Here is a 15,669-nt window from a genome sequence, read left to right on the forward strand (position 1 = left end):
CACTCGGGGTGTTTCCTGATGTGGGGCAGCGACACCCCCGGCGGCCTCGGGCTCGGTGCCTGGCCGCAGCCGGGCGAGATCGGCGGCGTCGGGCTGTTCGCCATCGTGCTGCTGGTCGGCGGCGCCGCCGCGCTCGTGGTCGGTCCGCGCAACTCCGTCGTGCTGGCGACCGCCGCCGCCGCGGCCAGCGCCTTCCTGATGCGCTACTGGTACGCCGCCCACATGTACAAGAACCAGGCGGTGATGCTCTACCCGCGCACCAACCAGCAGCTGCTGTACTGCTTCATCGTGCTCACCGGCCTGGCGCTGTTCCTGGGCATCGAGCGGTACCTGGAGAAGCGCCAGCGGACGGCCGCCGCGGGGCCGACGGCCACCGCCGCCCGTACGCCCCGCCGGTACGCCCTCGCCTCGCTCTGCGCACTCGGCCTGCTGTTCGCGATGGCCGGCTCGTCCACCGGGAGCCGGTACATGCCCGACTCGCGGAACGACAGCACCGGTACCTTCGCCTACAAGGCCCAGATCCTGCGTGGCCTGGACGGCACCTGCTCGCCGTACGTCTCGGGCAAGCAGTGCGTCGACCCCGGTGTTCCGACCGTCTACGACCAGGCGGCCAAGGTCCGCCAGGAGCAGGAAAGGCAGCAGAAGCCCGAGAACCAGGTGCTGACCTGCCGGAGCCAGAACTCGCGTCCGAAGGACCCGAAGCCGCCGACGGAGTAGAGGCCGGGGGCTGAGCCCCACCGCCAACGGCTGAGGGCCGGCACTCCTGACGGGGCCGGCCCTCAGCCGTTGGTGCTGCGCCGTTGCTACGACCCGGGATCAGCGATCGGAGCCGACCGGGGCGTCGAGGCGGTCACTGTTGTGACGGACGCCCTCGGTGATGGCCACGGTGCGGGCCAGGTCGGTGAGCTTCTTCTCCAGCGAGCGGAAGCGCAGGTAGGTGTTGAGGGTGAGGAAGCCCATGGCGATCACCATCAGGTAGAGCACCAGGTCCGTACCGCGGCCGACGCCGAGCGCGGTGGCCAGCTTGGTCACGCCGGTCGGCCACAGGATGGCGACGACGTTGGCGATCACGAACAGCGCGAAGGCGATGCGCTTCCACGCCCGGGTGTTCGCCGCGTCCCAGCGCCGGACGAACAGGAGGGCCATGGCCACCGCGGCCACGACCAGGATCAGCTGGATCCAGAGGTGATTCATCGGCGGTTACGCTCCCGCAGCGAGATGTCGAAGAGGATGTTCACGCCGTTGATCAGGGACTGGCCCTTGGCGCGCGAGTAGTCGGTGTAGAGGATGTCCACCGGGACCTCGGCGACCCGGAGGTCCGAGCCGGCGAGGAAGGAAACGATCTCCGAAGCGTGGGCCATGCCGTTCATGGTGATCTTGATCCGGCTGGCGGCCTCACGGTTCATCACGCGCAGACCGTTGTGCGCGTCGGTGAGCTTGAGCTTGCGGGCGGTCGGGCTGACCGCGGCGGCGGTGCGGAGCACGACCCGCTTGATCCACGGCACCTGGCCGGTCTGCTCGATGAAGCGGGAGCCGAGCACGATGTCGGCCTCGTCCTGGCGCAGCAGAGCCACCATCTTCTCGACGTCCGCGGTCTGGTGCTGGCCGTCCGCGTCGAAGGTCGCGAAGTACTCGGCGCCCTCCTGCTCCAGCGCGTACCTCAGACCGGTCTGGAGCGCGGCGCCCTGCCCCAGGTTGACCGGGTGCCGCACCAGGTGGGCGCCGGTCGACATGACGTGCTGGGCCGTGTCGTCGGTGCAGCCGTCGTCGATCACCACGATGTTCGGGAAGGTCTTGCGTGCCCCCTCCACGACGTCGGCGATCACCTGGCCTTCGTTGTAGGCCGGGATCACCAGCCAGACGTTGTCATACTCGGACACAGGTGCTCCATGCTTGGCGAACGGCACGGCGTCGCGTGCCTCGGGTCTGTCTATCGGTGATGATCATGGGCGTTGGCCGATCACAGTCCGTCCCCCGCCCTCAGGAGGTCCGCAGCGGCTCTGCTGCGGTCCGGTCGGCCGACACGGCGGCGGGGCGGGAGGGGAAGGCGCGGTACAGCGACCACAGCATCAGGACGGCACTGACCAGCGAGCCCGCCAGGTACGCGAGCTCCGCGCGGAGACCGACGTTGCCCGGAGTGAGCGCGACAGCCACCAATGCTACGGAACCGGCGGTCCAGCCCACCAGCTGACGGCGGTGCTGGGCACTCGACATCAGCGCCTGGCCGAAGACCGTCGCCAGGACGTAGCAGAGCGTTCCGAACACCAGCCAGACGAAGTCCAGCGGCCCGAGCACGTCCTTGGCGTTGAACAGCAGCGGGTTGAGCTTGGAGCCGAGCACGATCACCGGCAGGCCGCCGCCGATGCACATCGCGGCGACGATCGCGGTGGTGCGGGTCAGCACCTTGCGGAACTCGGCGTGGTCGCCGGCCGCGGCGGCGCCGGAGAGCGCGGAGACCATCGAGGCCTGCAGGGCGCTGTAGGCGAACAGCGGAGCCCGGGCCATCACCACGGCCTGGCCGACCGCGAAGACCAGCGCGTCGGAGGCCTCGGAATGCTTCGGCGCGAGCAGGCGTACACAGACCACGGTCGCGTTCACCACCAGCTGGCTGAGCAGCACCGAGGCGATCAGCAGGCCGAGGCCGCTGGTGAGCTGTTTCCAGGACACCTCGGGCCCGGGGGCGCGGTCGGCGAGGGTGCCGCGAAGGCCGATCAGCGAGGCGGCCAGCGGGGAGACGAACAGGATCAGGCCGAAGGCCAGCGCCGAGTGCAGTCCGACCACCGCCGCCAGCGCGGCCAGGCCGATGCGCAGCCCGCCGTCGACGGCCAGCTGGCTGCCGTACGGACCGAACAGCCCGAGGCCGGCCAGCGCGCCGCGGGCGACCGAGCTCACCGCGAGGCCAGCCAGGCCGCCGGCCAGGGCCAGCACCAGCGACTTGTCACCGCTGAACAGCAGGTCGGCGATCGGGCCGACGGCGGCGGCCAGCACCGCGCAGACCGCGACCAGGATCGCCATGGCGAGCAGCAGCATCCGCCGTACCGCGGGTAGCGCTCCGTGCCCGGCCACCTTGCGGGCGGCCACCAGCCGGGTCAGCTCCAGCTCGACGGGCTGGAAGAGTCCCCACCCCACGGACATCACGATGGTCCAGAGCATCGTCACCCTGGCCGCGCCTGCGGTGCCCAGGCTGTAGCCCACGAGCGCCATGTAGACGTACGCCGAGGCTCCGAGCACGACTGTGCCACCGACCACGAGCCGCGCCCCCGGGGGAAGCACCCCAAGCAGCTTGGCGATCGGGTTCTTCATCACATGACCACCGAATTCAGCGGCCGGCCTTGCCACACGTCTCCGCACGAGGCCGGCCAGGCCGTGCGATTGCTGTGAATAGTAGCGGGTGGCCGTGAATGCTCGGTGCGCACGGGCATCCCCCGTGACCTCATCTCAGACCCCGGGGAAGGCACGGCCCCACGGCTGGGTCCAGAGGTGTCCTGATCGCTCACCACATTGACCGTCAGGCCGTGCTCGGCCAGGCCCCGCTTGATCCGGTCACCCACGGAACGGTCTGCGGTCAGGATGGTCGGCGTCGGGTGCGGCGCAGGGAACTGCTCGATGGCGCCCTTGAACTCGGGTCGGATGCTGGATCTCGCTGTCGGGCGAGCTGTGTACGGTCGACACGGTGCCGTGCCCCTCCGGTCAAGTCCCTGCCGCCCGTCTCCCCCTACCGGGTTCGGACTTCCTCTACCGTCTGCGGGCAGGCTGCAAGCGCCCAGCATACCGAGGGTGGCGTTGGCCCAAACGGCTCAGGGGCCCTCTGGACAGCCTGCGAACCATCGCACGCGAACGCGGTCCGCCCGCCGAGCGACGCCGGACGGTCGACGGTGGAACGGATCCGCTGGTCAGGACCCGGACGGGCCCGACTCCCCGCCCCGGAACACCCAGACCTTCAGCAGCACGAACCGGGCCACCGTGGCCAGGCCGTTGGCGACGATCAGCCCGGCCACCTCGACCGACCGGGAGGCGTCCGGCACCACCCGGTCCAGCAGGGCGAGCACCCCCGAGCTGAGGCCGAGCCCGATCAGGAAGGCCACCGCGCCCTGCAGCTGGTGGCGGACCATGCCCTCCGATCCGACGACCCCGAAGGTGAAGCGGCGGTTGGCCGCGGTGTTGGCCACCGCGCTGACCGCCAGCGCGATCAGGTTCGCCGCCTGCGGGTTGGTGAACCACCGCGCGGCGACGAAGAGGCCCAGGTAGAAGAGGGTGCTCAGAAGCCCGATGACCAGGAAGGACGGCAGTTGCCGCCGGGTCTTCGGGGTGGGCCCGGCGGGCTCCTCGGCCAAGGTCACCGGTCCGTGCCCCGCTCGTCGTCCTCGGCCGAGTCGTACCCGACGAAGTAGCTCGGGCGGGCCTGCACCGCCGAGTAGATCCGGCCGACGTACTCCCCGAGCAGTCCGACGCAGATCAGCTGCACGCCGCCGAGGAACAGCATCCCGATGAACAGCGAGGACCAGCCGGGCACGGTCGACCCGAGCGCGTACGAGACGGTGGCGTGGATCGCGAGCGCGATGCAGACCACGAAGCTCACCAGGCCGAGGTAGGTGGCCAGCCGCAGCGGGGCGGCCGAGAAGTTGGTGATGCTGTCCAGCGCGAGCCGCACCATCTTGGACAGCGGGTAGTGGGTGCCGCCGGCCACCCGCTCCTCGCGCACGTACACCACTTCGCCGCTGGGGAAGCCGAGCCACGGCACCAGCAGCCGGTAGACCGGCTGGTGCTCGGGCAGCTGCTTGAGGGCGTCCACCGCCGCGCGGCTGAGCAGCCGGAAGTCGCCGGCCTGGTTGGGCATCCGCTTGCCGACCAGCTTACGCATCAGCCAGTAGTACGCGCCGGCCGTGCGGCGCTTGAAGACGGTGTCGGTGCCGCGGTCCCCGCGCACGCCGTAGACGACGTCGAGGTTCTGCTCGCGGGCCAGGTCGAGCATCTCCGGGATCTTCTCCGGCGGGTCCTGCAGGTCGGCGTCGATGCTCACCACGTAGTCGCCGAGCGCCCGGTGGATGCCCGCGGTGAGCGCGGCCTGGTGCCCCGAGTTGCGGGCGAAGCGGACGATGCGGAACTCCGGCCAGTCCTGCCGGATCTTCTGCATCAGCACGGGTGTGGCGTCCCGGCTGCCGTCGTCGACACCCACGACCTCGTAGTCGACCCCAAGCCCGTCCAGGATCGGACGCAGCCGCTCGACGGTCAGCGGGAGCGCCTCCTGCTCGTTGTAGATCGGCATCACGACCGAGAGCAGCGGTGCCGTAGACATGCGTTGGGTCCCACTTTCCGCGACGGCGGGGCTGGATGGTGAGCCGACCATAACAGTCGGCCATGAGCTGCCCGTGAGAGGAAGGGCGCCCGGGTGAGGGCCGGGTGAGACGCCGAAGGGCCCCACGCACCGCGGGGGTGCGTGGGGCCCTTCGGACTGGCCTGTGCGAGGCAGGTCAGAGCATCAATTACTTGACGATCTTGGTGACCTGGCCGGCGCCGACGGTGCGGCCACCCTCACGGATGGCGAACTTCAGGCCCTCCTCCATGGCGATCGGCTGGATCAGCTGAACGCTCATGGCGGTGTTGTCGCCCGGCATGACCATCTCGGTGCCCTCGGGGAGGGTCACGACGCCGGTCACGTCCGTGGTACGGAAGTAGAACTGCGGGCGGTAGTTGTTGAAGAACGGGGTGTGGCGGCCACCCTCGTCCTTCGACAGGATGTAGGCCTGGGCCTCGAAGTCGGTGTGCGGGGTGACCGAACCCGGCTTGATGATGACCTGGCCGCGCTCGACGTCCTCGCGCTTGATGCCACGGAGCAGCAGACCGACGTTCTCACCGGCCTGGCCCTCGTCGAGCAGCTTGCGGAACATCTCGATGCCGGTGACCGTGGTGGTGGTCTTGGTCTCCTTGATGCCGATGATGTCGACAGTCTCGTTGACCTTGAGGATACCGCGCTCGATACGACCGGTGACGACGGTGCCACGACCGGTGATCGTGAAGACGTCCTCGATCGGCATCAGGAACGGCTGGTCCACGGCGCGGGCCGGGGTGGGGATGTTCTCGTCGACCGCGTGCATGAGGCCGAGGAGCTTCTCGCCCCACTCCTTGTCGCCCTCGAGGGCCTTCAGGGCGGAGACGCGGACGACCGGCAGGTCGTCGCCCGGGAACTCGTACTCGGAGAGCAGCTCACGGACCTCGAGCTCGACGAGCTCCAGGATCTCCTCGTCGTCCACCATGTCGGCCTTGTTCAGGGCGACAACGATGTAGGGGACGCCGACCTGGCGGGCCAGGAGGACGTGCTCCTTGGTCTGCGGCATCGGGCCGTCGGTGGCGGCGACGACGAGGATCGCACCGTCCATCTGGGCCGCACCGGTGATCATGTTCTTGATGTAGTCCGCGTGACCCGGGCAGTCGACGTGGGCGTAGTGACGCGCCTCGGTCTGGTACTCGACGTGCGCGATCGAGATGGTGATACCGCGCTGCCGCTCCTCCGGCGCCTTGTCGATCTGGTCGAACGGCGTGAAGGGGTTGATCTCCGGGTACGCGTCGTGCAGCACCTTGGTGATGGCCGCGGTAAGGGTCGTCTTACCGTGGTCGATGTGACCGATGGTGCCGATGTTGACGTGGGGCTTCGTCCGCTCGAACTTCGCCTTCGCCACTGCAGTCCTCCTGAGGACAGTTCCTGTACGCCGTGCTGACGTCAGTTGGTCTTGATCGGGCTGGGTCCGTGGTGCCGGAAGCACCTCGCACCGTCCCGCGGGGTGGGGGCCGGAGGCCCCGGGAGAATCCGTCCGGATCCTCCCGGGTCGCCTCCTAATAGCCTAAGGGGTCGGAATCATCCCGAATGTCGGACTGATCCTGAAGCCGGCAGGGCCGGACCTCACTCGCCCTTGGACTTGGCGATGATCTCCTCAGCCACGGCCTTGGGGACCTCGGCGTACGAGTCGAACTGCATCGAGTAGCTGGCGCGACCAGAGGTCTTGCTGCGCAGGTCACCGACGTAGCCGAACATCTCGGAGAGGGGCACCAGCGCCGTGACGACGCGGGCACCGTGACGCTCGTCCATGGACCGGATCTGGCCACGGCGAGAGTTGATGTCACCGATCACGTCGCCCATGTAGTCCTCGGGCGTGGTGACCTCGACGGCCATCATCGGCTCAAGAAGAACCGGCTTGGCCTTCCTGGCGCCTTCCTTGAAGGCCATCGAACCGGCGATCTTGAACGCGAGCTCGGAGGAGTCGACGTCGTGCGACTGGCCGTCGAGCAGCTTCACGCGGACACCCTGCAGCGGGTAGCCGGCGAGAACACCGAACTCCATGGCCTCCTGGCAACCGGCGTCGACCGACGGGATGTACTCCCGCGGCACGCGGCCACCGGTGACCAGGTTGACGAACTCGTAGCCCTCGGCCTGCTCGAGCGGCTCGATCGCGATCTGCACCTTGGCGAACTGACCGGAACCACCGGTCTGCTTCTTGTGGGTGTAGTCGATGCGCTCGACGGCCTGACGGATCGTCTCGCGGTACGCGACCTGCGGCTTGCCGACGTTGGCCTCGACCTTGAACTCACGGCGCATACGGTCGACGAGCACCTCGAGGTGCAGCTCGCCCATACCCGCGATGATGGTCTGGCCGGTCTCCTCGTCCGTGTTGACCTGGAAGGACGGGTCCTCCTCGGCGAGACGCTGGATGGCGACACCCAGCTTCTCCTGGTCACCCTTGGACTTGGGCTCGATGGCGACGCGGATGACCGGGGCCGGGAAGTCCATGGACTCCAGGATGACCGGGTTCTTCTCGTCGGCCAGCGTCTCACCGGTGGTGGTCTGCTTCAGGCCCATGACGGCGACGATGTCGCCGGCGCCCACCGACTCGATCTCCTCACGCTTGTTCGCGTGCATGCGGTAGATCTTGCCGATGCGCTCCTTCTTGCCCTTCACGGCGTTCAGCACCGAGGTGCCGGACTCCAGGCGGCCGGAGTAGATCCGGACGAAGGTGAGCTTGCCCAGGTGCGGGTCGGACATGATCTTGAACGCCAGCGCGGCCAGCGGCTCGTCGTCCGAAGCCTTGCGGGAGATCTTGGTCTCCGGGTCGTTCGGCTTCGTGCCCTCGATGGACTCGATGTCCAGCGGCGACGGCAGGTACTTGACGACCGCGTCGAGCAGGGGCTGAACGCCCTTGTTCTTGAACGCGGTACCGCAGAAGATCGGAGTGAAGTCCGAGTTCAGGGTGCCCTTGCGGATCGCGTCCTGCAGCAGCTCGACCGGGATCTCGGCCTCTTCGAGGGCGAGCTCCATGATCTCGTCGCTGACGTTCGAGACGGTGTCGATCAGCTGGGTGCGGTACTCGTTCGCCTGCTCCTGCAGCTCGGCCGGGATGTCGACGATGTCGTACATCTCGCCCTTGGCGGCCTCGGCGGACCAGACCAGCGCCTTCATGCGGACCAGGTCGACAACGCCCTGGAAGTCCGACTCGGCACCGATCGGGAGCTGCATCACCAGCGGGGTGGCGCCGAGGCGCTCCACGATGGTGTCGACGCAGAAGAAGAAGTTCGCGCCCGTGCGGTCCAGCTTGTTGATGAAGCAGATGCGCGGGACGCCGTAGCGGTCAGCCTGCCGCCACACGGTCTCGGACTGGGGCTCGACACCAGCGACACCGTCGAACACCGTCACGGCACCGTCGAGGACGCGCAGCGAACGCTCCACCTCGACGGTGAAGTCGACGTGCCCCGGGGTGTCGATGATGTTGATGGTGTTGTCGACGCCGTCGACCGTCCAGTGACAGGTCGTCGCGGCCGACGTGATCGTGATGCCGCGCTCCTGCTCCTGCTCCATCCAGTCCATGGTGGCAGCGCCATCGTGGACCTCACCGATCTTGTACGAGACACCGGTGTAGAACAGGATCCGCTCGGTGGTGGTGGTCTTGCCCGCGTCGATGTGCGCCATGATCCCGATGTTGCGGACCCTGGCGAGGTCAAGGGAGGTTGCAGCCATGGTGGCTCGTTCTCTCTCTGTCTAGTGACGGGGTACGGACTACCAGCGGTAGTGCGCGAAGGCCTTGTTGGACTCGGCCATCTTGTGGGTGTCCTCGCGACGCTTCACGGAAGCGCCCAGGCCGTTGCTGGCGTCGAGGATCTCGTTCATCAGGCGCTCGGTCATGGTCTTCTCGCGACGGGCGCGGGAGTAGCCGACCATCCAGCGCAGCGCCAGGGTGCTGGCGCGGCCCGGGCGGACCTCGACCGGAACCTGGTAGGTCGCGCCACCGACACGGCGGGACTTGACCTCGAGGGCCGGCTTGACGTTCTCCAGCGCGCGCTTCAGCGTGACGACCGGGTCCGAGCCGGTCTTCTCGCGGACGCCCTCGAGGGCGCCGTACACGATCCGCTCGGCGGTGGAGCGCTTGCCGTGCAGCAGGATCTTGTTGACCAGCTGGGTGACGACGGGGGAGCCGTAGACCGGGTCGATGATGACCGGGCGCTTCGGGGCGGGGCCCTTACGAGGCATTCTTACTTCTCCTTCTTGGCGCCGTAGCGGCTGCGGGCCTGCTTGCGGTTCTTGACACCCTGGGTGTCGAGCGAACCGCGGATGATCTTGTAGCGGACACCAGGAAGGTCCTTCACACGACCACCGCGCACCAGCACGATGGAGTGCTCCTGCAGGTTGTGGCCCTCGCCCGGAATGTAAGCGGTGACCTCGATCCCGCTGGTGAGGCGCACACGGGCGACCTTGCGGAGAGCCGAGTTCGGCTTCTTCGGGGTGGTCGTGTACACACGCGTGCAGACCCCACGGCGCTGCGGGGAGCCCTTCAGCGCGGGAGTCTTGTTCTTCTCGACCTTGTCCTGCCGGCCCTTTCGGACCAGCTGCTGGATCGTAGGCACCGTTTCTCCGTTTTCTGTGTGCCAAGGCTTGGTGGAACTAACCTGCGGTGTTCCCTCGCACACGACCCCGTGGTCGACCCACGCGGTCGGGTGTGTTGGGCTATTCCGACACGGAATCCCATGAGCTGATGTACAGCGACGGCGCTCTACGCGCGGCGCGCTGGGAGGCGCTCCGGCTCGGCGCGGCGACCGGTGTGCATGCACGCACAAGGACCCGGGGACACCCCAGGCACAAGGTCAGAGCGTACCTAGCGCATGGGGCGCGGTCAAAACAAATGCAACGCCGCAGGTCGTGGGGTTCCCGCCGGAAGCGGGGCGGGAACCGGTCCGGGGCGGAGCTCCTTACCACAACCGAGCACCGCCCGCACCGCGAAACCCTACGCCTCCGAACGGGCCCCGGCGAGCCGGGCGCGGTCCTCCGCGACGTTGCCCCCGGGCCCGTCGGACAACGGCGGCAGGGCCTGCCCACGGTTGTCCGACACCGCGGTGAGCAGACCCGTCGCGAGCGCCGCCACCGAGTACACCGCGACCCAGATCGGCCAGCCGCCGTGCGGCACCCAGGCGGCCGGGCTGATCAGCAGCGGACCGTCGGTGCCGACCGCGTTGCGGCGCAGCGCCCAGACGAAGGCGGCGGCGTTGACCAGTGCGAGCGAGAAGCCGGAGAGCACCAGCAGCCGTCGCCAGGCGAAACCGCCCCACGGCAGTCGCTCGTGGCAGAGCGCGGCGCACATGATCGGCAGCCCGACGGCGATCGGCAGCAGGTAGCGGCCCTGCCGGATCATGCCCAGCTGGCGTGCCTGCATGGCCTGGGCCGCTATCGGTATCACCACGATCCCGGCCGCTCGGGTTGACCACACCGAACATGAAGAGCGCCATCGGAGTGGCCGCGGTGACCACGCCGAACAGGGTGAAGGACCGCCGCCGCCGCTCCGCCGCCGAGACGCTTGAAGCGTCGCCTCTCCGAGGCGGCCGTGGGCGTCGCAGCGCGGCGAACGGCGGACAGCGGGCGAACTACCTGGCGCCCACCAGGATCATCAGCATCCAGAAGGCGCAGCCCAGGTAGCCGAGGACCAGCCCGAGGACGGCCGCGCCGTCCCCGTTCGTGTTGCGCTCGCGGATCTGCGCCCGGGCGACGTGGCCGGTGACCACCGCGACCACCGCCGGCAGTGCCAGAAAGCCGGTCAGGCCGCACACCACGGAGACCACGGCCAGCACGTTGGTGGGACGGACCTGCGGTGCCGGAGGTGGCGGCAGGAACGTCGCCGGGACCGGCTGCACGGCCTGCAGCGGCGGCGTCACCATCGGCCCGGCCGGCAGGTCGGCCACCAGGGCGGCCAGTTCGCCGTAGGTGAGCGCCCGGGCCGCCGCCTCGTGGCGCTGCTCGTACTCCTCCGCGGAGAGCCGGCCCTCGGCGAAGCCGGCCTTCAGCACGTCCACCGTCCGGTCGCGGTCCGCGTGGCTCGCCCGCATCGCCGCCTGCGGGGAGGGCGCGGGCTGCCCGCCGGGGACCGCCGGCCGATGGCCGTGCCGATGGGAGGGACGGTACTCGCCCCACGGTTGAACGGACATCCGCCACCTCCCGGCACCGCGGAACCCCCGCGCGCGCTCACTGGTCCTCATAGTGCAGGACGAACGGGGGAGCTGAGTAGTTGCCAAATCGGCCCACCGACCGTCGGCACACGGCCGCGGGGTGGCGCGCCTCACCCGTTCGGGGGACACGCTCAGGGGATGCTCAAGGCGGGCGACAGCCTGTTCGGGCGATGACAGGCTGGGCCCCGGACAACCGTTCATCCATCTCCTAGCGAAGACAGAAGGCCGCCATGCAGGCGTCAGCGCCACCGTCCTCCGACCACCCCGGCCCGGACACCCCGTCCGCCGTCAGCATCCAAGGGCTGTGGAAGCACTTCGGCAGCCAGGCCGCCGTGGCCGGGCTCAGCCTGGAACTGCCCGCAGGGGCGTTCATCGGCCTGGTCGGGCCGAACGGCGCGGGCAAGACCACCACGCTGTCCATGGTCACCGGCCTGCTCCGGCCCGACCAGGGCACCGTGCTGGTGCACGGCACTGACGTGTGGGCCGACCCGGTCACGGTCAAGGCCCGGATCGGCATCCTGCCCGAGGGCCTGCGGATGTTCGAGCGGCTCAGCGGGCGCGAACTGCTGCAGTACACCGGCCGGTTGCGCGGCCTGCCCGACGCCGAGGTGGACCGCCGCGCCGAGGAGCTGCTGGCCGTCCTGGACCTCGGCCACGACGCCGACAAGCTGGTCGCCGACTACTCCACCGGCATGCGCAAGAAGGTCGGCCTGGCCGCCGCGCTGCTGCACAACCCCGATGTGCTGTTCCTGGACGAGCCCTTCGAGGGCGTCGACCCGGTCTCCGCCCAGACCATCCGCGGCGTGCTCAAGCGGTACGCGGCGGCGGGCTCCACGGTGGTCTTCTCCAGCCATGTGATGGAGCTGGTCGAGCAACTCTGCGACTGGGTCGCGGTGGTCAACGCCGGCCGGGTGATCGCCCAGGGCCCGCTGGACTCCGTCCGGGGCGGGCGCAGCCTGCACGCGGCCTTCCTCGACCTGATCGGCGTCCGCGAGGACGACGGCCAGGCGCTCGGCTGGCTCGGCGGGAGCGCCCGGTGAGCGAGCGCAGCGAGGTCACCGTCGAAAGGAGCGCTGTTGTGCCCGACGGACGGACGGTGGTCCGCGCCCTGGTGGCGCTCAAGCTGAGGCTGCTGCGCAACGGGCTGCGCCGCAGCCCCGGCCGTACCGCGGTCTACGTCATCGGCGGTCTGTTCGGACTGGCCTTCGCGGGCGGTGTCGCCGTCGCCATGACGGCGCTGAACGGGCGTTACGACGGCTCCGCGAACGCCGGGGTGGTGCTGCTCGGCGTGCTCACCCTGGGCTGGGCCGCGCTGCCGCTGTTCCTGTTCTCCAGCGACGAGAGCGCCGACCCGACCCGGCTCACCATGCTGCCGCTGCGGCCCGGTCCGCTGCTGCGCGGCTCGCTGCTGGCCGCGCTGATCGGGCCCGGTCCGCTGATCAGCCTGGTGCTGGTGACCGGCGCGGCGCTGTCCGGCGCCGAGGGGGGTGCTTCGGCCGCGGCTGCGGTGGTCGGGGTGCCGCTCGCGGTGCTCTGCCTGGTGACGCTCTCCCGTGCGGTCGCGGCCGGCAACGCCCGGATGCTCTCCAGCCGGCGCGGCAAGGACTTCGCGATCTTCGGCGGGCTGGCCTTCGCGCTGCTGGTCCAGGCCGCCAACGTCGGTTCGCAGAGCATCTTCGGCCGCCGGGGCGGGCCGATCGACCTCAGCCCGCTGGCACCCATCGCCTCGGTGCTGCGCTGGATCCCGCCGATCAGCGCTGCCGACGCCACCCACACCGCCGGCGAGGGCCGGTACGCGCTGGCGTTGCTGCAGCTGGCCGCGGCCGGGGCGCTGCTGGTCCTGCTGCTGCGCTGGTGGCGGAGCAGCCTGCAGGAGCTGATGGTCACCGCGGACTCCTCCACCCTGGAGGTGGCGCGCGGGGTGCAGACGTCGCGCGGCTGGCGCTTCCTGCCGCAGGGCCGGACCGGCGCGGTGATGCAGCGTCACCTGCGGTACGCCTGGCGCGAGCCGCGGGCCAAGGCGGCGCTGTTCACCAGCATCGGGATGACGCTGGTGATCTGCGTGCTGTCGGTGGTCCAGGGCTGGTCGAGCGTCTACCTGCTGGCGATGACCGGGACCTTCCTCGGGCTGCAGATGCTCAACCTGTTCGGCATGGACGGCTCGGCGTTCTGGATGATCGCCGCCACCCTGCGCACCCCGGCCGACGCCCGGGACGAGCTGCGCGGCCGGGCGTACGCGGTGCTGTCGTACGCCGTCCCGGTCGCGGTGCTGCTCGGGCTGGTGCTGGCCGCCGTCACCGGCGACTGGGCCCGGCTGCCGTCCGCGCTCGGCCTGGCGTTGGCGATGCTCGGCTGCGGCGTCGCGCTCGGCTCGGTGTTCAGCGTCCTCGCGCCGTACACCATGCCGGCCGACAGCAACCCGATGCGCAACGCGGCCCCGGGGCAGGGCGGGCTGATCCTGCTCAACCAGTTCGGCTCGATGTTCGGCGTCGCGCTGCTCGCCCTGCCGGTCGGTGGCTACCTGCTCTGGGCGCTGACCTCGGACGGGCCGACCTGGCCGGTGCTGCTGATCGGCCCGCTCTACGGCGGCCTGATCGCCGCCCTGGGCGTCCGGCTGGCGGCCGCGCGGCTGCTGGAGCGCACCCCGGAGATCCTGGCCAAGGCGATCGAGCGCTAGGGCCTGTCCGGCGGATGTTGTCGCGGGCCCGGCAAGATCCGCCGGGCGGGCCCTACCTGTCCCGTCGGTCGGCTCGGCCGCTCCGGCATCATGGGCCGGAGAGGTCGGGCCGTCGAGGAGAGCAGGGACACACCGTGGGCAAGCGCGCGCAGCAGGGCGGGAACGCCGGGCCGCTGCTGGAGCAGGCGGTGCGGTCGGTGCTCACCGCCCCGGACGAGGGGCTGGACCTCGCGCTGGACACCGGGGCCTCGCTGCTGGCCGCCTCGGCCGGGCAGTGGCCGGCGGTCAGCCGGGCGCTGCTGGGGTACGTGGACACCGCCGTGGGCCGTTGCTGGTCGGCGGGCTGGCGCCCGGCCGACCTGGTGCGGGTGGTGCGGCGCACGCTCAAGCCCGTCCACCTGGCGCTCGCGGTGGACCTGATCGCCGCCGAGGGCCGCCGCCACCCCGCCGCGAGCCTGGACCGGCGCTGGCAGGAGCAGCTGCGCGAGCTGGAGACCGAGGTCTGGTGGTCGGACGACGAGCAGTACCTCGGCGCCTTCGCCCACCTGCACCGCCTGGACCGCTTCGCGCTCGCCACCGCCGTCCTGGAGCTGCTGCGCAGCTGGGGCCGGCTGCCCCCGATCGCCCCGGTCGGCCCGGCGCCCGGCCAGTCGGTACGGGCGCAGCGCCCCGCCGACCCGGTGACCGGTGAGCCGCGGATGCTGGCGCGGATCCGGGCGCTGCTGGCCAAGGCCGAGTCCACCGAGTACCCGGAGGAGGCCGAGGCGCTGACCGCCAAGGCCCAGCAGCTGATGGCCCAGCACAGCATCGACGAGGCGCTGCTGGCCGCGGCCGGTGCCGACCGGGACACCCCGGCGGCGCTGCGGATCGGCGTGGACAACCCGTACGAGGGCCCCAAGACGATGCTGCTGGACGCGGTCGCGACGGCGAACCGGTGCCGGGTGGTGTGGGCGAAGGAGTTCGGCTTCTGCACCGTGATCGGCTTCGACGGCGACCTGGACGGCGTCGAGCTGCTCTACACCTCGCTGCTGGTGCAGGCCACCCACGCGCTCAACAAGGCCGGCTCCGGCAAGGACTCCCGCAGCAAGGCGTTCCGGCAGTCCTTCCTGGTGGCGTACGCGGCGCGGATCCGCGAACGGCTGACCACCGCCACCGAGCGGACCACCAGCGCCGCCGCGGCCGGGCGCCACCTGCGCGAGGACGGCACCGAGGAGCAGCTGCTGCCGGACGAGCGGCTGCTGCCCGCGCTGGCCGCCCGCTCGGCGAAGGTGGACGAGGAGGTCGGCCGGCTGTTCCCGAAGCTGGTCTCGCAGCGGGTGCGGGTCAGCGACGGCGAGGGCTGGGCCGCCGGACGGGCCGCCGCCGACCGCGCCGCGCTGCACGGGCGGGGCGAGATCCACAACTGACGTCCCGCCTGTCGGTGATGTTCAGTACGATCATGACGTCTCCGGCGACAGCCAAGCCGGGACACCTGGTGCGACCTTTCGTAGTAACGGACGCCGGGCAGGCGTTTG

General features: G+C 70.2%; 15 protein-coding genes. 4 read left to right on the forward strand and 11 right to left on the reverse strand.

The window, feature by feature from the left end; genetic code table 11:
* The coding region (locus tag ACWC9T_RS24540; protein ID WP_449823195.1) for a hypothetical protein at positions 1-717 on the forward strand (717 nt) is incomplete at its 5' end.
* Positions 718-816: 99 nt separating this feature from the next.
* Here the strand turns inward: ACWC9T_RS24540 and ACWC9T_RS24545 are convergent.
* From ACWC9T_RS24545 to ACWC9T_RS24595, 11 genes are all read right to left on the reverse strand, one after another.
* Entirely contained in the window at positions 817-1,194 is a 378-nt protein-coding gene (locus tag ACWC9T_RS24545) for a DUF2304 family protein (RefSeq protein WP_449823196.1), read from the reverse strand.
* A complete protein-coding gene (locus ACWC9T_RS24550) occupies positions 1,191-1,880 on the reverse strand; it encodes a glycosyltransferase family 2 protein (RefSeq protein ID WP_355669645.1) in 690 nt (229 codons plus the stop codon). Before ACWC9T_RS24550 ends, ACWC9T_RS24545 begins: the two co-directional genes overlap by 4 nt.
* A gap of 100 nt (positions 1,881-1,980) precedes the next feature.
* Positions 1,981-3,303 (reverse strand): hypothetical protein, encoded by a 1,323-nt coding sequence (locus ACWC9T_RS24555; protein ID WP_449823197.1) that lies wholly within the window; start codon positions 3,301-3,303, stop codon positions 1,981-1,983.
* Between the two features lie 590 nt (positions 3,304-3,893).
* Complete coding sequence (locus ACWC9T_RS24560; RefSeq protein ID WP_449823198.1) at positions 3,894-4,334, reverse strand: GtrA family protein; 441 nt, start codon at positions 4,332-4,334, stop codon at positions 3,894-3,896.
* A 2-nt stretch (positions 4,335-4,336) separates the two neighbouring features.
* On the reverse strand, positions 4,337-5,296 hold the full coding sequence (locus ACWC9T_RS24565; RefSeq protein ID WP_449823199.1) for a glycosyltransferase family 2 protein: 960 nt from the start codon (positions 5,294-5,296) through the stop codon (positions 4,337-4,339).
* A gap of 187 nt (positions 5,297-5,483) precedes the next feature.
* Complete coding sequence (gene tuf, locus ACWC9T_RS24570) at positions 5,484-6,677, reverse strand: elongation factor Tu (protein WP_449823200.1); 1,194 nt, start codon at positions 6,675-6,677, stop codon at positions 5,484-5,486.
* A gap of 221 nt (positions 6,678-6,898) precedes the next feature.
* Complete coding sequence (gene fusA / locus ACWC9T_RS24575) at positions 6,899-9,004, reverse strand: elongation factor G (protein WP_449823201.1); 2,106 nt, start codon at positions 9,002-9,004, stop codon at positions 6,899-6,901.
* 39 nt (positions 9,005-9,043) lie between these two features.
* On the reverse strand, positions 9,044-9,514 hold the full coding sequence (rpsG, locus tag ACWC9T_RS24580; protein WP_030055803.1) for a 30S ribosomal protein S7: 471 nt from the start codon (positions 9,512-9,514) through the stop codon (positions 9,044-9,046).
* A 2-nt stretch (positions 9,515-9,516) separates the two neighbouring features.
* The gene (gene rpsL, locus ACWC9T_RS24585) at positions 9,517-9,888 is read right to left on the reverse strand and encodes a 30S ribosomal protein S12 (RefSeq protein ID WP_014144289.1); all 372 of its coding nucleotides are present in this window, start codon (positions 9,886-9,888) and stop codon (positions 9,517-9,519) included.
* A gap of 377 nt (positions 9,889-10,265) precedes the next feature.
* Entirely contained in the window at positions 10,266-10,691 is a 426-nt protein-coding gene (locus ACWC9T_RS24590) for a hypothetical protein (RefSeq protein WP_449823202.1), read from the reverse strand.
* 208 nt (positions 10,692-10,899) lie between these two features.
* Positions 10,900-11,457, reverse strand: a complete 558-nt coding sequence (locus ACWC9T_RS24595) for a DUF1707 and DUF4190 domain-containing protein (protein ID WP_449823203.1) — start codon at positions 11,455-11,457, stop codon at positions 10,900-10,902.
* Positions 11,458-11,708: 251 nt separating this feature from the next.
* Here ACWC9T_RS24595 and ACWC9T_RS24600 point away from each other — a divergent pair, with 251 nt between their 5' ends.
* From ACWC9T_RS24600 to ACWC9T_RS24610, 3 genes are all read left to right on the forward strand, one after another.
* A complete protein-coding gene (locus ACWC9T_RS24600; protein ID WP_449823204.1) occupies positions 11,709-12,518 on the forward strand; it encodes an ABC transporter ATP-binding protein in 810 nt (269 codons plus the stop codon).
* Positions 12,515-14,155: a transporter gene (locus ACWC9T_RS24605; RefSeq protein ID WP_449823205.1), complete on the forward strand. Its 1,641-nt coding sequence runs from the start codon at positions 12,515-12,517 to the stop codon at positions 14,153-14,155. Before ACWC9T_RS24600 ends, ACWC9T_RS24605 begins: the two co-directional genes overlap by 4 nt.
* Before the next feature lie 134 nt (positions 14,156-14,289).
* Positions 14,290-15,561, forward strand: coding sequence for a DUF2786 domain-containing protein (locus ACWC9T_RS24610; RefSeq protein WP_449823206.1), 1,272 nt, complete (start codon positions 14,290-14,292; stop codon positions 15,559-15,561).
* The last annotated feature ends 108 nt before the right edge of the window (positions 15,562-15,669 follow it).

It is taken from the genome of Kitasatospora sp. NPDC001159, from assembly GCF_053598235.1.